The sequence below is a fragment of the Corynebacterium sp. HMSC074C04 genome, assembly GCF_001838295.1.
Taxonomy (GTDB): Bacteria; Actinomycetota; Actinomycetes; order Mycobacteriales; family Mycobacteriaceae; genus Corynebacterium; species Corynebacterium amycolatum.
Genome location: NZ_KV836264.1, coordinates 94,288 through 112,970, shown reverse-complemented (window position 1 = coordinate 112,970; position 18,683 = coordinate 94,288). Strand labels below are relative to the sequence as shown.

Genomic DNA, 18,683 nt, shown 5'->3' with positions numbered 1-18,683 from the left:
TAGAACCTGGGTGCCAGCTGAAAAGTTCAGGCTCGGCTGCAGCTACCAGCTACAGCCATGCCTTAAGCCCATGGCCTTCGTTTAGAAGCCCATGCCACCCATCTCGTCGCCACCCGGCATTGCCGGCATAGCCGGTTCCGGCTTGTCAGCAACAACAGCCTCGGTGGTCAGGAACAGAGCCGCAATGGAAGCGGCATTCTGCAGTGCGGAGCGGGTAACCTTCACCGGGTCGTTGATACCAGCTTCCATCAGGTCGATGTACTCGCCGGTAGCAGCGTTCAGGCCCTCACCCTGCGGCAGGGAAGCAACCTTCTCGGTAACGACGCCCGCCTCGAAACCAGCGTTCAAAGCAATCTGGCGCAGCGGTGCTGCGAGGGCCGCACGCACGATGCGGACACCGGTTGCCTCGTCGCCGGTCAGACCCAGCTCGTCGTCAAGCACGTGCGAGACCTGCAGCAGTGCGGAACCGCCACCAGCGACGATGCCCTCTTCCACAGCAGCCTTTGCGTTGCGGACGGCATCCTCAATGCGGTGCTTGCGCTCCTTGAGCTCGACCTCAGTTGCGGCACCAGCCTTGATGACTGCAACACCGCCGGCGAGCTTAGCCAGGCGCTCCTGCAGCTTCTCCTTGTCGTAGTCGGAGTCGGAGTTCTCGATCTCAGCGCGGATCTGATTGACGCGGCCCTCGATAGCGGACTGCTCGCCAGCGCCCTCGACGATAGTGGTCTCGTCCTTGGTGACGACAACCTTGCGAGCGCGACCCAGCAGCGGCAGGTCAGCGGTCTCGAGCGACAGGCCGACCTCCTCAGAGATGACCTGGCCATCAGTCAGGATAGCCATGTCCTGCAGCATTGCCTTACGACGGTCACCGAAGCCCGGAGCCTTGACAGCGACAGACTTGAAGGTGCCGCGGATCTTGTTGACGACCAGGGTGGACAGAGCCTCGCCCTCGACATCCTCAGCAATGATCAGCAGCGGCTTGCCGGACTGCATGACCTTCTCCAGCAGCGGCAGCAGATCCTTGATGTTGGAAATCTTGCCGGAAACCAGGAGGATGTACGGATCCTCCAGAACGGCCTCCTGGCGCTCCATGTCGGTGGCGAAGTAACCGGAGATGTAGCCCTTGTCGAAGCGCATACCCTCGGTCAGCTCCAGGTCGAGACCAAAGGTGTTGGCCTCTTCCACGGTAATGACACCTTCCTTGCCGACCTTGTCCATGGCGGTGGCAATCAGCTCACCGATAGCCGGGTCAGCAGCGGAGATACCAGCGGTAGCAGCAATCTGCTCCTTGGTCTCGATGTCCTTAGCGGACTCCAGGAGCTTCTCGGTAACAGCCGTGACAGCCTTCTCGATGCCGCGCTTGATGCCCATCGGGTTGGAGCCAGCAGCAACATTGCGCAGACCCTCGGAAACCAAAGCCTGAGCCAGAACGGTAGCGGTAGTGGTACCGTCACCAGCGACATCGTCGGTCTTCTTGGCAACTTCCTTGACCAGCTCAGCGCCGATCTTCTCGTAAGGATCCTCAAGTTCGATTTCACGTGCAATGGAGACACCGTCGTTGGTGATCAGCGGTGCGCCCCACTTGCGCTCGAGGACTACGTTGCGACCCTTCGGGCCCAGCGTAACCTTGACAGCGTCTGCCAGGGTGTTCAGACCCGTTTCGAGACCGCGGCGGGCCTCCTCGTCAAATGCAATCATCTTAGCCATGAGGTTTGAAGAATCCTCCGTCTATTTATGTGGCACTTACATTGGAAGTTGACCCAGGCGCCCGCGACGGCATGTGATTCGAGGGAAGCGCCGCCCTCTCCATCACCGGAGTCAACACTGTACTTTTTAACGACTTTCCAACACTTGTTTCAGCGTGCGCTGCAGTATGTGCTGCAGTTTGCTGCAACTCGCATACAACACACACATACACAAAGTGTGAAGTTGTTTTTATTAGCACTCAATTGGAGCAAGTGCTAATTCACTTTTTTAGCACTCAACCCCCTAGAGTGCAAGGTTAAGCGCCGTAACTCTCAACGTCGATGCCACTGCCAACGTCATCATGGTTGTGCGCCTACACTGTCGCACATGAGCATTATTAATAAGGAACTCACGGACGCCCTGCGAGACCACATCTCCAGCCAACGCGAGACCATCCGCACCCAGCTGACCGAGCTGGTGGCTTTCCCCTCCGTACACGGCACCGAAGAAACCAAACAGGCTTGCATTGACGCAGCTCAGACGGTTACCGAGATGTACGCAGAGCTGGGCATCGAACTGAAGGCGCACCACACCGTCGACGGCTCGATTGCACTGTCGGGTTTCGTCCCCGGGTCGTCGGAAAGCGCGAAGACCGTACTGCTCTACTCCCATTACGACGTCCAGCCGGCGGGCGACGAGTCCGCTTGGACCGCAGATCCGTGGACGCTCGACGAGCGCGACGGTCGCTGGTACGGCCGCGGTACTGCCGACTGCAAGGGCAACGTGGTCATGCATCTAGCTGCGCTGCGCGCGCTGCGTGACGACGCGCTTGCAGGCCGCGTCGACATGCCAAACATCAAGCTCATCGTGGAAGGTTCCGAGGAGCGCGGATCGGCGGGCCTGAACAACCTCATCGCCACGCAGCCGGAGCTTTTCGACGCCGACGTTATCCTCATTGCGGATGTCGGCAATGCCGAGGTTGGCCAACCGACACTCGTAACCACTCTGCGCGGCACCGCCGATGTGGAAGTTCGCGTCGATGCGCTTGAACAGCCTGTTCACTCGGGCATGTTCGGCGGCGCGGCTCCGGATGCACTCGCGGCGCTGATTCGTATGCTCGACAGCCTGCGCGATGAAAATGGCTTTACCTCTATTGACGGCTTGGACTGCTCGCAGCACTGGGAGGGCCTGGATTACGCGCCAGAAACTTTCCGCGCCGATGCGGGTGTGCTTGACGGCGTAGACCTGATTAGCAACGAGGACACTTCCGTCTCCGACCTGACCTGGGCTCGTCCGTCTGTGATTGTGACCGGAATCGATTGTCCACCAGCGACCAATGCTGTCAATGCAATCTCATCGACCGCTATGGCGCACATCAACTTCCGCATCCCAGGCGGCGTCGACCCGGCCGAAGCACAGGACGCACTGGAGAATCACCTGCGCGCACATGCTCCGTGGGGCGTGAAGGTGACGGTTGAGCGCGACGAGTTGGCGAACCCATTCCGGGCCAATGTTGAGGGCAAAGTTGTGCAACTGGTTGCCGACAGCCTGTCGGCCGCCTACGGCAAGGAAACCGCAAGCATGGGCGAGGGCGCCTCGATCCCTCTGTGCGCCACTTTGTTGGAGGCCGTACCAGGTGCTGACATCGCGCTCTACGGCGTGGAAGAGCCACAGGCCCGCATTCACTCGGCCGACGAGTCGGTGGACCCGAACGAGATTCGCGACATCGCTATTGGCGAGGCAGTTTTCTTGGCTTCCGTCAACGGAATTTAAGTCAAAGCCAAAAATATTGGCTGAATGACTTGTGTCACATCTTTTTTCTGTAGTAAGGTTCGACCCATGCAGCAGAACATTCTTATTCGAGTAGCGAAGGCTACGAACCCCGGTGGAGGCCGACAGGACTGACCCCTCCACGCGGGGTCTCTGGCCGCAACTTCTCGAAGCACTTGGTTGGTCCGCCACTCACAGCAAAGCAATTAAGCAAAGGACCAGAAAAGAATGTTTTCCACTCGCACCCAGAAGAATATGTCCACTTCGACGACCTTCACGGGCAAGCGCCCTTCGTTGGAGCACCAGGACAATGGCAATGTGCGAACTTATTCCGACGATCCGTTTAGGGCTCGCTTCGGACATCGCCTGCCTCGTGGCTTGAGGCAGGAAGCCCGTGGCATGAACTGGCAGAAGTTCAAGGACACTTACTCCCCCACTAACGGCCCAGTCCAAATCAAGAATTTCGAGGCAACCCGTGGCACCCTGGGCCGCTGGAACTTCAACGCTGATTTGTCGCTGACCGACAAGGACGGCCACACTCGCACTTTCACCCAGGAAATCACCGCTATGGGGCCGGTGTCGGCTTGCACCAACTTGCTGGCTGATGCAGGTTACCGCGTTGAAATCGTGGAATTCCACCAGTTCGAGATTTTCGAAGCTACGGCTACCTTTGTCTACGCAGGCCACAACAATGACCATGTGTGGACCATGGGCTTTGGCCAGACTCCGGAGGCTTCTGTGCTCTCCGCTTTGGTCTGTGCTGCTAACCGCCTGCATGGCTAATGCGCAGGTGACATTCGAGTAGCGCACGAGTAAGAAGTGCACCGATTTTGGGGCTTGGCAGTCGATTGCCAAGCCCCAAAAAATACCCAAATCCTCACCCCCGAATTTTCACCACACCGGAAAAAATTTCCCATTTTCTCACACTCGGTTAACCCCGTTTTGGATACTTAAATCCCTAAAACGGGGTTGCATGAACCGGTGGGTTCCATTCATTATGGAATGGTGACTTCCCTCCTGTGCATCCTGTTCCTTACGGCAGCGATTGCACCATGGACGATTAAGTGGCTCGGAACCCGCGGGGTCCTCGTTCTCAGCCTCCCTCTGGCAGGTGGCGCTATCTACACCGGTGCCCATCTGGTTCGCTTAGCTCTAGCGAATGCAAACGGGGAAACTTCCGCAATCACGCAACCCGCCGTCACGCATTTTTCGTGGATGCCCATTATCCACTTGGATGTAAACCTGCGATTAGGCCCTATTGAATCGCTCTTCGGCACACTGGTTTTGACCATCGGCTTTCTCGTACTGGTGTATTGCTCCGGATACTTCGTCAATCCGCCGCCCGGAAAACGCCGTCGCATAGGCTCCTTCGCAGCCCAGATGGTTGCCTTCGCCGCGGCTATGTACGGCCTGGTCATCAGCGACAGCATCATGCTGATGTTTGTCTTCTGGGAAATTACCTCGGTTCTTTCCTTCCTCCTGGTGGGCTACTATGCCGAGCGAGCTTCCTCCCGTCGCGCAGCAGGGCAGGCGCTCCTGGTCACGACACTTGGCGGGCTAATCATGCTGGTCGGTATCGTCCTGATGGGAGTGACCACCGGGTTCTGGAACTTCTCCGACCTCACAGCACCTGGCGCGCTGACCACGTCGCAGCTAAACTCCACGGCGGTCTCCACAGCAGCAATCCTGCTGGTCATCGGCGCACTTTCTAAGTCCGCTATCGCGCCCTTCCACTTCTGGCTGCCCGGCGCAATGGCTGCCCCTACCCCGGTTTCTTCCTTCCTGCACTCGGCAGCGATGGTCAAAGCCGGTGTGTTCCTGGTCGCCCGCCTCGCGCCAACTTTCAACGCCACCAGCGCGTGGCAACCAATCATCATCCCGCTCGGCCTTTTGACCATGATCATGGGCGGCTGGATGGCTCTGCGCCAGAAGGATCTCAAGCTGATCATGGCGTATGGCACTGTCAGCCAGTTGGGATTCATCATCACGGTAGCGTCGATAGGCACCCGCGCGACGCTACTGGCCGCCCTGGCGCTGACTCTCGGCCACGCCATGTTCAAGGCCACGCTGTTTATGATCGCGGGAACGATTGACAGGCTGACTGGTACGCGCGATATCCGTAAGCTCTCCGGGCTGGGCAAAAAGTCGCCACAGCTGCTGGTGATTTCGATTCTCGCTGCCGCCTCGATGATGGGTGTGCCGCCGTTCTTCGGCTTTGTCGCGAAGGAAGCGGCGCTGGAGGCCACGCTCAATGCCGAGCCGCTGCACGGAATGCCGTCGGTGTTCACCACCATTGGCCTGGTCGTGGGATCGATTCTGACCGTGGCGTACTCTCTGTACCTACTGCGTGCCGCTTTTGCGACCAAGTCCAGCACGCACGCCAGCGGTGGTGGCACTTCTCCTGCCGTCGCCGAGATGGATTCCCCGACCTGGGATCAGATTGGCCCGGCATGGCTGCTCGCGCTGGCAGGTTTGGTTTTCGGCCTGGTTCCGCGCGTCCTCGACTCGATTATCTCGCCTTACCTCACCAGCGCATTCCCGAATACGGAAGCAGAATCGCACCTGGCTCTCTGGCACGGATTCACCCTTCCGCTGGCGCTGACGGCCACAATTCTGCTCGCGGGTGCCATCATGCATTGGCAGCGTAATCTGGTGCGTCAGCTGCAGTTTGATCAACCGGCTCTCGGTAGTGCCGATGCGCTTTACGACGGAATCCTGGACTTGGCCCGCCGTCTTTCTCTCCGTGTCACTGCTGCGACCCAGCGTGGTTCCCTCCCGTTAAATGAAGCGGTCATTTTGCTGACCCTCATCGTGCTGTCCATCGGTGCGTTGTTGCTCGGCGAGCGCGATGAGCTGCGAATGGAACTGTGGGACTCAGCTCCGCAGGGTGCAGTTGCGCTCATCATGATTATCGCGGCGCTGGCCGCTACCCGGCAGAAGAACAGGCTTTCCGGAGTCATCCTGGTAGGCGTGACCGGCTACGGCTTGGCCATTATCTTCGCCATGTTCGGCGCACCTGACTTGGCTCTGACGCAGCTGCTGGTTGAGACGATCTCAATGATTATTTTCGTGTTGGTGTTGCGTACGCTCTCCCCGCGGGCACCGGCATCGAACCCGAGGTGGACACGACACCGTGCTTGGTTGGCCATTGCAGTCGGTGTCACGGTTCCCGTGTTGGCCGCTTACGCCATGGGCTCCCGTCGTACTGAGCCAATCTCCGGCGACATTCCGCCACTGGCTCACGACATTGGGCACGGCCAGAATGCGGTGAACGTACTTCTTGTCGACATCCGTGCCTGGGATACCTTTGGAGAAATCACCGTGCTGGTGATGGTGGCTCTGGGGATTACCTCACTGGTCTTCCGCACGCATACCATGCATATGCGTTCAAAGATTAAGCCGCAGCGGAATCGAGCTCGCCGCACCAACCGTTGGTTGAACACTCTCGATGAGTCCGGTGAAGCCGAGCGGTTGCGCTACCCGATCATGGTGCTGGTGGCATCGCGCGTGCTCTTCCCCGCCATGATGGTGGTTTCCTTCTATCTCTTTTTTGCCGGCCATAACGATGTCGGCGGTGGCTTCGCCGGTGGTCTCGTGACTGCGCTGGCACTGACCATGCGTTATCTCATCGGTGGTCGTCGTGAGTTGGCGGCAACTCTGCCGATTCCTAACGAGATACTTCTCGGCGGCGGTCTGCTGGTGTCGGCACTCAGCGCGTTGTGGCCACTGTTTGTGGGGTGGGCACCGCTAACTTCTACGTATGGCTCGCGGGAAATTCCGCTGCTCGGCGATGTCACTGTTGTCTCCCCCATGCTCTTTGATCTGGGTGTGTACATGATTGTGGTTAGCACGATTGTCTACATCCTGCGCAGTTTGGGCGGTGGCATCGATGCTCAGATAAACCTTCGCGCTGAGCGCAATCGTTCACGTCGTGTGAATCGAGCCGCACTCGGTCAGTCCCGCCAGCTGCGCAGCAAGTTGGCGGCGGCTAAGCCCGCAGGTGTTAAGTCCGCAGGCGCTAACCCCGCAAGCGTTAAACCTGCCGGCACTAAACCCGCAGGCTCTGCCAACACAGCCACCTCAGAGGCCTCAGAAACGACAGCCCCAGCTAGGACCGAAGGAAAGGACACTCACCAGTGATTCTCAATTTTGTTCTGCTAGCTACTGTCGGCACACTGATCGCTACAGGGGTGTACCTGTTCCTCGATCGTTCGTTGACAAGGATGCTCATGGGACTGTTGCTGATGGGCAACGGTATCAACCTGCTCATCCTGCTTGGTTCCGGTTCCCCGGGGCAGCCACCGATTTGGGATAGAGAATCGCTAGTCAGCGATGCCCAGGCCGACTCGCTGCCTCAGGCCTTCATCCTCACCGCGATTGTTATTTCCATGGGCATGACCGCATTCCTGTTGGCTCTGCTCTATCGCCAGCACCGCTACCGCATCGGCGATCACGTGCAAGATGACCACGAGGACCGCAGCCTGGCAATGCGTCGGGCCAGCGACCCATCAGCTGCTCCGGATCACGACAAATCCGACGACCCCACCACCGGTCGACCCACAGAGGCCGGCGATAGCTTCGGTCCGGCCAGTTTCGAAAAGCCCGTGACCCCGCCATCAAACTCCCCAGGAGGTGACGACGATGACGACTGAGCAACTAATTCTCGCACTAATTCCGCTGCCTATCATCGTCCCCGCCGCCACCGCCGCAATTGCTCTGCTGCTGGCGCGTTTCCCCAAAGCACAGCAGGCGATCGCGCTGTTTTCGCTCGGCAGTCTGCTGGGAGTCGCCAGCGCCTTGGTGTATCTCATCTACGCGCACGGCGTCCACACTGTCCAGGTGGGTGGCTGGGACGCACCAATCGGCATCACGCTCGTAGCCGACAACCTCGCAGTGTTGATGATTACCGTCTCTCAGCTGGTCCTCTTTGCCGTGATGTGGTTCGGCATCGGCCAGGGTATTAGCGATGGTGACGAAGATGAGCCGATCTCCGTCTTCGTTCCGACGTACATGCTGCTCAACATGGGCGTCTCAATGGCCTTCTTGGCTGGCGACCTGTTCAATATGTATGTCGGTTTCGAAGTTCTGCTCGTAGCCTCCTACGTGCTGCTCACGCTGGGGGCATCGTCGTCACGCACGCGCGCAGGCGTGTCGTATGTGATGGTCAACATGCTGTCCTCGATGGTGTTCCTGCTGGCGATTGGCCTGGTTTATCAAGCGGTCGGCACGGTGAACTTCGCGCATATTTCTCTGCGTATGGAGGACATCCCCGATGGCACCCGCACCGCGATTTTCGCAGTGCTGCTCGTTGCCTTCGCAGTGAAGGCAGCAGTGTTCCCGCTGTCGGCGTGGTTGCCAGACTCCTACCCCACCGCACCGTCGATGGTTACCGCGGTCTTCGCAGGGCTGCTGACGAAGGTGGGTGTCTACGCGATCATCCGCACGCGCAGTGTCGTTTTCCCAGACGGCAGGCTTGACGACGTCCTGATGTGGGCCGGCCTAGCGACAATGCTCATGGGCATTCTCGGTGCCATGGCCCAAAATGACATCAAACGTCTCTTGTCTTTTACGCTGGTATCCCACATCGGATACATGATCTTCGGTATTGCCGTCGGCAATACGCTGGGACTCGGCGGCGCGATTTTCTACATCGTCCACCACATTCTGGTGCAGACGGCATTGTTCCTGGTGGTCGGGCTTATCGAGCGCCAGGCGGGCTCGTCCTCCCTGCGCAGCCTCGGTAGCCTGGCCAAGACGTCGCCGCTGCTGGCGTTGCTATACCTCGTGCCCGCGCTCAACCTCGGTGGTATCCCGCCGTTCTCAGGCTTCCTGGGCAAGGTCATGCTGATCGAGGCCGGTGCCCAAAACGGTTCCGCCACCGCGTGGATTCTGGTTGCGGGTTCGATTATCACCAGCCTGCTGACCCTCTACACCATGATTCTCGTCTGGTCGAAGGCCTTCTGGCGCGACCGTTCCGACGCCCCCGAGGGCGACACTGTGCTTGCGCAGCCAGCCGCGCTCCGGGAAAGGACTCAGATGGTTGCTATCGCAGAGCGTGACGACGTCGGCAAGATGCCACTCGGCATGGTGATGCCGACGGCCCTGCTGGTGATTGCCTCTGTGGGGGTTACCGTTCTGGCCGGGCCACTGTCCAATGTGGCTACCGAAGCGGCAAGCAACGTCGCGAATGTTGATGAGTACCGCGCAGCGGTCCTCGGTATCGACTCGGCCGATGACAAGGGCCTGGAGCAGCTGGAAAACCCAGGCCGCACCAAGAGCCCATGGAAGTCGGATTCAGCGACCGAACGTGCCACCAGCACGCTGGAAGGAGCAGGTGAAAGCTGATGAGTAAAACGCGCGCCAAGGTGGCTGCAAAGCGACCACCACGTATTTCAATCCTGCTCTTCTTATTCACAGTGATTATTTGGGTCATGCTGTGGGGCGAGGTGACATTTGCCAATGTGCTCTCGGGAATCCTGGTAGCCACGTTGCTGAACCTCGCCATGCCTATCCCGCCAAACAGCGCGCTGGATATCAACTTCGGTGGCATGGTGCGACTGTTCGGTTCTTGGACAATCGACTTCGTGAAGGCCTCTATCAGTGTCGCCTGGCTGGCCATCCGACGAGATGATCCGCCACCGACTGCCATTATCAAGGTCCCCATGCGGACCAATGACGATATTTCGCTCACGACTGCAATGGCACTAATTAATCTGCAGCCGGGCGGCATCATCGTGGACATCGATAAGCGAAAAAAGACGCTGACCATGCATCTTCTCGACGCTTCGTCGACAGGCAAGGTAGCTGAACAAATCAACCAGTTGACCCGAATCGAGCGACGGGTGATTCGCGCGTTTGAGAACCGCGATGTACATGAGCAACCGACTAAGCCAGGCTCTGGCGAAGAGCAGCCGAGCAGTGCGAAAAGCGGCGAGCAAGGCGAAACGAGCAGCGAAAAAGGGGAGAAAGGAGTAGCCGATGAACCCGGAAGTTTTTAACATTCTGCTCGGAGTGGCTGCCGCAGGCTATTTCATTGCGGTGATGATTACCCTCGGGCACATGATTGCAGGTCCAAACTCGCTGGACCGCCTGGTGGCGCTGGAGTCCATGACTGCAATGTTGCAGGGCATGCTCGCTGCGTTCATGGCCTGGAGCTTGGACACTTCGGTGGTCTACCCAATGCTCATCGTTGCGCTGCTCGGTTTCCTGTCTTCGCTGGCAGTCGCCAAGTTCCGTGTCCCAGACGAAGGAAAGAAACCCGCGAAGAGCGCTCGGAAGGGCACGGGGAAAGCTGCAAGCAAGGTCGCCACAAAGAAAACCGCACAGAAAGCAGCGCCTAAGGCAACACCGACAGCAGCTCCGAAAACAGTGAAGGGAGAGCCCAAATGATTCTCGTGGCAGACATTATCGCCATCGCACTCATTATCACCGGAATGCTACTGTGCGTTGCAGCGTCCGTGGGATTAATACGCTTCCGCGACACCATCAGTCGCATGCACGCATCCTCCAAGCCACAAACGCTGGGGCTAATTCTGACGCTGTCGGGTTCGCTTTTACACGTCGCCACGCACGCGTCAGCTCACACAACTACTAGTAGTGACTTGGCTCTGTTGACCCTGATTATCCTGTTTGCTCTGGGTACATCGCCAATTGTTAGTAACCGCGTTGGCCACGAGGCGTTCAAAGAGAGGCTCGTCGACGAGGACAGCCTCGCCCGCGATGACAGCCGGGAATAACGAGAGGACACTCCCCGTCAAGATTGGACCCCGACCTGGAGCGGAACCGGGTTCGACCGGGGCCGCCCAGGGGGGCGCCTTTCTTCAGTTAGTGGCTAGGTTTATGCACCCCAAAAGTGCTATAGGCCTAGTCACTAATTTTTGTCTGGGCACACACCGCTTAACGACGGCTAGTCGTCTATCTGCTCGTGGAAATCTGCAGGCGCTATCGGATGCCCGGCGCGCAGTTCCTGCACCGCAAGATCCACGGCGGCACGCCACGGGGTGTGGCCAATGCGCTCTTCGTTCGCCCGTACGTCGTCCTCGGTAGCCATGGAAGGCAGCGCCCCGGCCGCATCCGCCACAGTGCGCTGCCGCTCGTATGCCGCGCCCATTTCCACGATGTTGTTGACGAATTCCAGTTCGGCTCGGCAACCCAGTTCGTCGGCAAGCGGGGCGAGTTGAACCACAAGCTCACGGAGTTCATCGCGAACCCACCGCTCGTCGGTATCACGATTGACGATGACCAACGCGTCCATGCCGTAGCGGGCGGCGCGCCACTTGTTTTCGGCGATGTGCCAGGACTGCAGCGACGGTAGCTCCTCGCCAGCCTCCCACATGCGGTCGTAGTAAACCGTCAAACAGTGCGTCAATGCCACGATAGCGGCGAGTTCCTGCAGGTTAGAGGTAGCGTCAGCGACACGAATCTCAATGGTGCCGTACTTTGATGCCGGGCGAATGTCCAAGTGCATCGAGCCGGTGTGATTGATGACGCCGGAGCGGGACTGGTCGTGCATGTAGGACTCCCACTCGGGCCACGAGTAAATCGCCGGCGGCTGACCAGCAGTGGGAAGCTGCTGGTAGAGCAGGCTTCGGTTGGAAGCGTAACCCATGTCCTCGCCGTTCCAGGCCGGTGAGGAGGCAGACAGCGCCAACATGTGCGGCAGCTTCGTTGCCAGGGCCTGAATGATCGGCCAAACGCGTTCGGAGTCCTTAATGCCAACGTGGACGTGGACTCCCCAGATGATCATCTGATTGCCCCACCACTGAGTGCGGTTGATGATTTCGGAGTAGTGCCCCTTAGCGCTGACCTGCTGAGCAGTACCGCGGGCGAACGGATGCGAGCCCGATGACCACACATCCACCCCAACGCGGTCAGCGGCATCGAGAACCTTGTCCAGCTGGCTTTGGAGCTCCGCTACGGCATCGGGCACGTTCATGTGCACACCGGTGACGAGCTCCACTGTGTTGGCGAGGAACTCGCGCTGGAGCCCATGTCCGGGATGCTCCGCATCGATGATGTCGAGCACCTCGGCAGCAGCGGGGGCGGTGTCGCGCGTTCGTCGGTCAACGAACGCCACTTCCCATTCCACTCCCAGAGATGGCTGCGCCGATCCGGAAAATTGCTCAGTCATACCGCTATTTTTTCACACTAGGAGTCGTTTTCCTCAGTTGGCTCCGTCCAGGTGACGGTTTTTGCGCAGGAGGCAAGGTCACCGTTGGAATCGACAAGCGCAACTGTGGTGAAACTGTCTTCATCCACCTTGGACGGAACGTTCCAGACATCTGCATTCCGTTTGTCATCGACGTGCACTTCGCCGATGACACCCAACCCTTCGGTTGCGGGGCTGCCGATGCCACTGCAGCCAGATGCACCGCGTGCCTGCACTGTGTACTTGCCCTTATCCAAGGTAGTGAACTGACCTTTTTCGTCGGAAAGGCCCATCCATCCCTTGGCGCTCATGACCTGTACAGTTGCCAGCATTTTCATTGATCCGTCGTCGTTTGTGCGGATGAAGTTATAGGCGCTGACGCGCTCGGTCAGCTTCGGTGCAGCCGGATCTATGCTCACTGGCGCAGTGCTTGTCGACGCGTCCGCGTTCCCGTCCTTGTCACTGCTGGATTCAACCCCCGAGCAGGAAACCAACAGTGTTGCAGCACAACCCAACGCGGTGGCGACAGCAACGCGACGACGCTTTACGGCGAACATAAAAACCTCACAGATCTCACTGGCTACTAGCAGAATACTAGTACCCCTTTTTCAACCGTGATCTGTTTGAGACTGCAAAATATGCAAAAGCCCCGCGTAAGCCATGAAATGTATGGCTTACGCGGGGCTTGGAAAGCTATGGGGAGGCTTCGTACCACGGCGGCAGGTCTTGACGCTTAGGCCGCAAACCTTAGTGAGAAACCGAAGTCCGGTGGGCCGGGAGTCTAGTGAGCCGGATCAGTTGCGACCACGACGATTCCCGCCGGAGCGTCCCGGAGGCGGTCATCGCGAGGTGCGGCTTCCCAACCGTTGTCGTGCGCAATCTGCTCAGCGGCGGCCTTTTCCTCTTCGTTCCTCGGGTCGAAGTAGACGGTAGTCTTCTCCCACACACCCATCTCCTCTTCAGGAGCGTTACCGGTCTCACCGGCGCCCCAGCCCTGCTCGCCCATCTGCTTGGACAGGTCATCGGCGAGGCCCACGACCTCAGAGTTATTCAGGACACTGACCTTGACAGTCTTGCGGTCAATCTGTGGCGCTTCGTTGGCCTCGTCCTGTGCCGGTGGATTCTCTGAGGGAGGAACCGGCTTGCCTGGCTCATTTGCCGGTGGCGGCGGCGGAACCTCGCCGTCACCGTCTCCAGCAGCACCATCCTTTGCCGGATCACTGCCGTTGGCCGAGTCAGCAGGCGCACCAGAGTCAGCCGGAGCGGATGCCGAGGTGTCATTCTGGCCGGTGTTCTCGGCATCGTCGCCACGTGTGCTGAGTGCGTAGGCACCGTAGGCGACCAGGCACACGCCGATAGCGAGCAGCACGATAGCGAGAACGCGCATGTAGCGGCCATCACCGGCACCGTCGCCGATGTCGCCGTCATCAACACCATCAGCAGCTGCGGAATTGCTAGCAGCAGCCCGAGAGCCAGCACCGGTAGTGGCGGCAGCGGTGGCACCAGCAGCGGCTGCGCCAGCGGCGGGAGCCGCAGATTTTGGCGCTGTGTGTTGAGCATCCGACGGCTCGGAGTACGCATGAGCGCCGCCAGCAGCGGGAGCCTCCGCGTAATCGCTGTACTCATCAAAGTCGTCGAAGTCGTCATCGAGTCGATGACGGCCCGGACGCGGCGAATTCTGAGGGTTTAGTTGGTCAGACACATCCCACATCCTATATGTTCTGCCGCCGAACCGTGAAGTGAAACTTGAACCTTATGCGTCTTGGTTATCCCGCACGGCACGCAGCCGATGAACCAACACGGGTTCGGCTGCTTCGGCTGCCGGAGAGTCGAGAAGTCGAGAAAGTACCTGGTGGTAGCGGATTGTGTTGTTTCCAAAGTCCTCGGCAAAGCGACGCCGAATTACCTCCTGCCGCGCACCGGCCATACGCGGCCCACGGCGGGCAACTTTCAGCCATTCTTTCTCAAAATCCAGCATTTTCTGCGCCAAAACGGGTTCAATGCCGCTGGTATCGCCCGCGAGTCCGAGATGCTCGGATGAGTCAGGCCGCAGCTCGGTCTCAGGTTCGTGGCTGCCGCCTATGGGTTTCTTGCTCACCATTTTCCGCACCCCGCTTTCCTTCTCACTCGCCCTGATTTTCTATTCCGCACGACACTACTTATGCAGATACTTAGTGAAGATACATAGTATGGCCCAGCCACTCAGCCTCACCTATGCCCCACCTACAACTCCCTGGCACAACTCAGACATCACCAGGCGATTTAGAAAAGATGGACGCCGAGTAGAATCATCGACATGACTATCCGTCCCATTGTGATTGCCGGAGACCCCGTTCTCCACACTCCTACCCAGCCGGTAACCGAGGACATCTCCGAGCTGCGTGAGCTCATCGAGGACATGTACGAAACCATGGACCGCGCCCACGGTGTGGGGCTGGCTGCCAACCAGGTGGGCGTCGGCAAGCGTCTATTCGTCTACAACTGCCCCGATGATGACGACGTCTGGCACCGCGGCTGCGTCATCAATCCGGTGCTGACCACCAGTGAAATCCCGAAGACCATGCCTAACGACGACGGTTCCGATGACGAAGGCTGCCTCTCTGTACCCGGCCTGTCCTTCCCCACCAACCGCGCGGAGAAGGCTGTCGTCACCGGCCTGGATGAAAACGGCGAAGAGGTCCGCATCGAGGCCACCGGTTTCCTCGCTCGCTGCATGCAGCACGAGGTCGGCCATCTGGATGGGTTCCTTTACACCGACTGTCTCACGGGCCGCTGGAAGCGCATGGCCAAGAAGGAAATCAAGCGCGCCGGTTGGACCGAGGGCAGCCTGACCTGGATGCCGGGCGTGGATCCAGACCCGTTCGGCCACGAGGATTAGATCGTGGCGGATAGGCAATTGGAGTCGTCGGCAAGCGAAAGTGCAGCACAGAAGCTACCGATTTCCCGCTGGGGCGTCGGTGAAGTGGCGGTGGGACGTCGTGTCATTGTGCGGCGCGCGCTGACCGATGAAGAGGCGCTGACCAGCGGCAAGAAGACTACGGACGTCATTGGGCATGTGCTCAGCATGGATCCGTTCGTCGTGCGTCCGCAGGTTCGTGCTGGCGTGCGTGCCGACGAATCCGTGGCAGCGGTGGACTTTAGCGATAAGCACATTTTGATTGTGAAGGCCCTGCCGGATCATCCGGTGCGCAATTCGGATATTCGCGCCGTGGAAACTGCGACAGCGAAGGCCTTCCCGGGTATCGCGCATGTGGTGGAGTCGGGCTGGCTGCTGCGAGCCGGCGATGGCATTACGGAGCGTTCCAACTCTGCGCTGCCGCTCGAACCCGGAACCAGCACTCAGCCGGTGCCGTTGGAGAAGATTAAGTCGTTTTACGATTCCCACGATTTGCCGGTGCGGATTGCGATTCCGGATAGAATCGCCAAACCGGCACAGGCACTGGTCGCGGGGCCGGAGTGGACGGTCGGGCCGGACATTACGGTTATGACGCGCGCACTCGATGGGGATTTGCCGCCTGCTGAATTGGCAGCTGAATCGGACGGCGCAGCACAGGTGCTTGATGAGCACAGCGCCGAACAGGTGCTTGATGAGCACAGCGTCGAGCTTGCAGACGTGCAGGTGGATATCGCTGATCAACCTGACGACGACTGGCTGGGGCTCTACCATTTCCGTGGTACTACGCTGCCTGAGCATGCGCTGCAGTTCCTGCGCAATGAAATTGATGGCCGCATGTGCTTCGGACGCCTGCAAGTGCCTGACAACAATGCGCCTGAAGGCATACGCACGGTAGCCATTACGCGCGGCACGCTGACCGAATCGGACGACGGCCGTGTATGGCTCGGGTTCTCCGCTGTGGAAGTCGCAGCCGATATGCGCCGCCGAGGACTAGGCACGCTGCTTGGCATTCACATGATGCACTGGGGCGCACAACACGGGGCAGATTCGGCATATCTACAGGTATTGGGCTCAAATGAGGCTGGCATTGCGCTATACCGGACACTCGGTTTTACCGAACACCACCGGCACCGCTATGCGGAGCTGACAGAGGCTTAGGTTTCGGGGCTCACGTTTCGGCCCTGCCCTGCTCGCCCTAATCGCCCTACTTCCCGCGCTTAACCCCTTTAATCCGCTTCAGCTGCTTGCCCTGCTGCTCTTTGCTGCCCATGCGATAGTCCATGCGGCGCTGCCCGCGCTGCAGCTCGCGCGTCTCCGGCTTTTCCACCACACGGGTGTGGACCGAAAGCTCATGGCGACCTCTCCCCAGTGGATCACGTGAGGCAGCCATTGCAATCCAGCCGGCCAGGCCCGCAGAGACAAACCAACCGGCGACCGGAATCATCGACGGCAGAATCCAGGCATTGCGCACAAAACCATCGCGGGCTGAGACTGGCATCCCGTGTGCACCTTCGATTTTCATGCCCATGGCGTGTTTACCCGGCGACCCGTCGAAGATGGAGTCCCCCGCCACGCGGTAGAGGTAAAAACCACCGGGACCGAGGAAGAGGCTGATCAGCATCACCATTACGCCGCTGTCCGATGCCCCCACGATGCTAGTGAGAACTGCAATGGAGGCGATCAATGCAGTGTAGATGACAGAATCCACCAACAGCGCACCACCACGACGTGCCACTGAGCCATTGGCCAGATTGGGGTCAAAGCCGAGGTGTACCGCCATTTGAGCGGTCAGCGGCGCGACTTTGGGATTAGCACTGAGCGCACCGAAGGAAGACGCCCCATAGCTAGCGGGGTACCCGCTTTCATAGCCGACCGGAATGTTTGCTACCGGATATGGCACTTCCTGATACGGCATTGCCGCATCGTACGCCGCATATGCGTCGTGTTCCCGATAAACGTTCCTGCCACTACTACCCAGGTAATCCGTCGGACTGTACTCGCCGCCGTAACGGCGATCGTCCCAGTTAGCCAACCTCGAAACTCCCTTTCCTACCGGGCTTCCGCCCACCTTGTTCGCTTTTGTCCGCTTATTTTGTCACTGCTTTGTTCAACGCATAAGGCCGCCGTTTCGTTCCCCTTTTACAATCGTTGATATGCGAATCTGTGTCTGGAACGTCAATTCGGCTCGAACTCGCCTCGACCGAATGGTGGAAATGCTGCGCCGGAATGACATTGATGTCCTGGCCGTCCAGGAAACCAAGTGCAAGGACGACCAATTCCCCACCGCTGCTTTTGAAGAGCTGGGATACCAAGTCGCCCACCACGGCCTGAATCAGTGGAATGGCGTTGCCATCATCTCCCGCGTCGGCCTTGAGGACATCCAGGCAGAGTTCCCCGGTCAGCCCGGTTTCAACAAGGACCCCGACGCAACTCCCGCATTGGAGGCCCGCCATATCGCCGCTACCTGCGGTGGTGTGCGCGTCCATAGCCTCTACATCCCGAACGGCCGCGACATCACCGACCCGCACTTCGAGTACAAGCTCGAACTTCTGGAGCGGCTCCGTCAGCACATCATCGCCACGCTTGACGACGACCCGGAGGCCACCTTCATGATGGGCGGCGACTTCAACATTGCCCCGACCGACGGCGATGTCTGGTCAATGGCAGCCTTCGCAGGGAAAACACATGTCCCACCGCCTGAACGCGCAGCTTTCTATGCGCTGGAGCAGGCGGGCATGAAGGAAGTGACTCGCCAATTCACCCCAAACCAGTGGACCTACTGGGATTACAAGGCTGGCCGCTTTTTCAAGGATGAGGGCATGCGCATCGACTTCCAGCTCGCCTCCCCCGACCTCGCGGCAAAGGCGTCCGCCGGATTCATCGACATCGAAGAGCGTCAGGGCAAAGGCGCATCCGACCATGCTCCGGTGATTGTGGATTACGAAGTGTAGATAAACGGGCAGAAAAGCGCGTAGGCCTAGTTCCTGCTAGGGGGTGTCGCTGGGGCCGTCGTAAAGCGGAGTCTTTGCTGCCAGCCCCTAAAATCAGGGGCAGAAATGGGCGATAAAGCACCCGCACAACACTTATGAGCCTAACTTTTTGTTCAATCTACAAATTTTCACCACAGAAAGTTATTTCGACGATATAAGGTGTTTAATCAGAACATCAATTCATTACGTCGGG

The 18,683-nt window shown here is 59.0% G+C and carries 17 protein-coding genes; 11 read left to right on the top strand and 6 right to left on the bottom strand.

What is annotated here, in order from left to right; genetic code table 11:
• Positions 1-81 precede the first annotated feature (81 nt).
• On the bottom strand, positions 82-1,707 hold the full coding sequence (gene groL / locus HMPREF3011_RS00505; RefSeq protein WP_038626677.1) for a chaperonin GroEL: 1,626 nt from the start codon (positions 1,705-1,707) through the stop codon (positions 82-84).
• 366 nt (positions 1,708-2,073) lie between these two features.
• On the opposite strand from groL, the gene HMPREF3011_RS00500 reads away from it, so the two are divergent.
• From HMPREF3011_RS00500 to HMPREF3011_RS00465, 8 genes are all read left to right on the top strand, one after another.
• Positions 2,074-3,459, top strand: a complete 1,386-nt coding sequence (locus HMPREF3011_RS00500; protein ID WP_038626679.1) for a dipeptidase — start codon at positions 2,074-2,076, stop codon at positions 3,457-3,459.
• A 225-nt stretch (positions 3,460-3,684) separates the two neighbouring features.
• A complete protein-coding gene (locus tag HMPREF3011_RS00495; protein WP_038626681.1) occupies positions 3,685-4,239 on the top strand; it encodes a 2-isopropylmalate synthase in 555 nt (184 codons plus the stop codon).
• Positions 4,240-4,458: 219 nt separating this feature from the next.
• A complete protein-coding gene (locus HMPREF3011_RS00490; protein ID WP_070841000.1) occupies positions 4,459-7,596 on the top strand; it encodes a Na+/H+ antiporter subunit A in 3,138 nt (1,045 codons plus the stop codon).
• Positions 7,593-8,108 (top strand): Na(+)/H(+) antiporter subunit C, encoded by a 516-nt coding sequence (locus HMPREF3011_RS00485; RefSeq protein WP_038626682.1) that lies wholly within the window; start codon positions 7,593-7,595, stop codon positions 8,106-8,108. The genes HMPREF3011_RS00490 and HMPREF3011_RS00485 overlap by 4 nt, the downstream gene beginning before the upstream one ends.
• Entirely contained in the window at positions 8,098-9,801 is a 1,704-nt protein-coding gene (locus HMPREF3011_RS00480) for a Na+/H+ antiporter subunit D (RefSeq protein ID WP_038626684.1), read from the top strand. Before HMPREF3011_RS00485 ends, HMPREF3011_RS00480 begins: the two co-directional genes overlap by 11 nt.
• Complete coding sequence (locus HMPREF3011_RS00475; RefSeq protein WP_070601049.1) at positions 9,801-10,454, top strand: Na+/H+ antiporter subunit E; 654 nt, start codon at positions 9,801-9,803, stop codon at positions 10,452-10,454. Before HMPREF3011_RS00480 ends, HMPREF3011_RS00475 begins: the two co-directional genes overlap by 1 nt.
• Positions 10,435-10,845, top strand: coding sequence for a monovalent cation/H+ antiporter complex subunit F (locus HMPREF3011_RS00470; RefSeq protein WP_070840970.1), 411 nt, complete (start codon positions 10,435-10,437; stop codon positions 10,843-10,845). The genes HMPREF3011_RS00475 and HMPREF3011_RS00470 overlap by 20 nt, the downstream gene beginning before the upstream one ends.
• Complete coding sequence (locus HMPREF3011_RS00465) at positions 10,842-11,192, top strand: monovalent cation/H(+) antiporter subunit G (RefSeq protein ID WP_038626688.1); 351 nt, start codon at positions 10,842-10,844, stop codon at positions 11,190-11,192. Before HMPREF3011_RS00470 ends, HMPREF3011_RS00465 begins: the two co-directional genes overlap by 4 nt.
• A gap of 170 nt (positions 11,193-11,362) precedes the next feature.
• Here HMPREF3011_RS00465 and HMPREF3011_RS00460 read toward each other — a convergent pair whose 3' ends face one another.
• The 4 genes from HMPREF3011_RS00460 to HMPREF3011_RS00445 all read right to left on the bottom strand — a co-directional run bounded on the left by HMPREF3011_RS00460 (position 11,363) and on the right by HMPREF3011_RS00445 (position 14,705).
• A complete protein-coding gene (locus tag HMPREF3011_RS00460) occupies positions 11,363-12,586 on the bottom strand; it encodes a glutamate--cysteine ligase (RefSeq protein WP_038626690.1) in 1,224 nt (407 codons plus the stop codon).
• A gap of 17 nt (positions 12,587-12,603) precedes the next feature.
• Complete coding sequence (locus tag HMPREF3011_RS00455; protein WP_070840969.1) at positions 12,604-13,161, bottom strand: hypothetical protein; 558 nt, start codon at positions 13,159-13,161, stop codon at positions 12,604-12,606.
• 224 nt (positions 13,162-13,385) lie between these two features.
• Positions 13,386-14,315 (bottom strand): LytR C-terminal domain-containing protein, encoded by a 930-nt coding sequence (locus HMPREF3011_RS00450; RefSeq protein ID WP_222867383.1) that lies wholly within the window; start codon positions 14,313-14,315, stop codon positions 13,386-13,388.
• 42 nt (positions 14,316-14,357) lie between these two features.
• Positions 14,358-14,705: a DUF3263 domain-containing protein gene (locus HMPREF3011_RS00445; protein ID WP_070840968.1), complete on the bottom strand. Its 348-nt coding sequence runs from the start codon at positions 14,703-14,705 to the stop codon at positions 14,358-14,360.
• Positions 14,706-14,900: 195 nt separating this feature from the next.
• Here HMPREF3011_RS00445 and HMPREF3011_RS00440 point away from each other — a divergent pair, with 195 nt between their 5' ends.
• Both HMPREF3011_RS00440 and HMPREF3011_RS00435 read left to right on the top strand, forming a co-directional pair.
• Positions 14,901-15,482, top strand: a complete 582-nt coding sequence (locus HMPREF3011_RS00440; RefSeq protein ID WP_038626702.1) for a peptide deformylase — start codon at positions 14,901-14,903, stop codon at positions 15,480-15,482.
• 3 nt (positions 15,483-15,485) lie between these two features.
• Positions 15,486-16,658 carry an N-acetylglutamate synthase, CG3035 family gene (locus HMPREF3011_RS00435; protein ID WP_052155547.1) on the top strand — a complete coding sequence of 391 codons (1,173 nt, stop codon included), beginning with the start codon at positions 15,486-15,488 and terminating at the stop codon, positions 16,656-16,658.
• Positions 16,659-16,704: 46 nt separating this feature from the next.
• Here the strand turns inward: HMPREF3011_RS00435 and HMPREF3011_RS00430 are convergent, their stop codons facing one another.
• The gene (locus HMPREF3011_RS00430) at positions 16,705-17,532 is read right to left on the bottom strand and encodes an RDD family protein (protein WP_222867038.1); all 828 of its coding nucleotides are present in this window, start codon (positions 17,530-17,532) and stop codon (positions 16,705-16,707) included.
• Between the two features lie 121 nt (positions 17,533-17,653).
• On the opposite strand from HMPREF3011_RS00430, the gene HMPREF3011_RS00425 reads away from it, so the two are divergent.
• Positions 17,654-18,451: an exodeoxyribonuclease III gene (locus tag HMPREF3011_RS00425; RefSeq protein WP_070840967.1), complete on the top strand. Its 798-nt coding sequence runs from the start codon at positions 17,654-17,656 to the stop codon at positions 18,449-18,451.
• Positions 18,452-18,683: the final 232 nt, after the last annotated feature.

Excerpts from the sequence above, each read along its gene's own strand:
- HMPREF3011_RS00475 (WP_070601049.1), top strand. The coding sequence starts at position 9,801 with ATGAGTAAAACGCGCGCCAAGGTGGCTGCAAAGCGACCACCACGTATT.
- HMPREF3011_RS00500 (WP_038626679.1), top strand. The coding sequence starts at position 2,074 with ATGAGCATTATTAATAAGGAACTCACGGACGCCCTGCGAGACCACATC.
- HMPREF3011_RS00440 (WP_038626702.1), top strand. The coding sequence starts at position 14,901 with ATGACTATCCGTCCCATTGTGATTGCCGGAGACCCCGTTCTCCACACT.
- HMPREF3011_RS00470 (WP_070840970.1), top strand. The coding sequence starts at position 10,435 with ATGAACCCGGAAGTTTTTAACATTCTGCTCGGAGTGGCTGCCGCAGGC.
- HMPREF3011_RS00455 (WP_070840969.1), bottom strand. The coding sequence starts at position 13,161 with ATGTTCGCCGTAAAGCGTCGTCGCGTTGCTGTCGCCACCGCGTTGGGT.
- HMPREF3011_RS00460 (WP_038626690.1), bottom strand. The coding sequence starts at position 12,586 with ATGACTGAGCAATTTTCCGGATCGGCGCAGCCATCTCTGGGAGTGGAA.
- HMPREF3011_RS00465 (WP_038626688.1), top strand. The coding sequence starts at position 10,842 with ATGATTCTCGTGGCAGACATTATCGCCATCGCACTCATTATCACCGGA.
- HMPREF3011_RS00495 (WP_038626681.1), top strand. The coding sequence starts at position 3,685 with ATGTTTTCCACTCGCACCCAGAAGAATATGTCCACTTCGACGACCTTC.
- HMPREF3011_RS00490 (WP_070841000.1), top strand. The coding sequence starts at position 4,459 with ATGGTGACTTCCCTCCTGTGCATCCTGTTCCTTACGGCAGCGATTGCA.
- HMPREF3011_RS00450 (WP_222867383.1), bottom strand. The coding sequence starts at position 14,315 with ATGTGGGATGTGTCTGACCAACTAAACCCTCAGAATTCGCCGCGTCCG.
- HMPREF3011_RS00480 (WP_038626684.1), top strand. The coding sequence starts at position 8,098 with ATGACGACTGAGCAACTAATTCTCGCACTAATTCCGCTGCCTATCATC.
- HMPREF3011_RS00445 (WP_070840968.1), bottom strand. The coding sequence starts at position 14,705 with ATGGTGAGCAAGAAACCCATAGGCGGCAGCCACGAACCTGAGACCGAG.
- groL (WP_038626677.1), bottom strand. The coding sequence starts at position 1,707 with ATGGCTAAGATGATTGCATTTGACGAGGAGGCCCGCCGCGGTCTCGAA.
- HMPREF3011_RS00425 (WP_070840967.1), top strand. The coding sequence starts at position 17,654 with ATGCGAATCTGTGTCTGGAACGTCAATTCGGCTCGAACTCGCCTCGAC.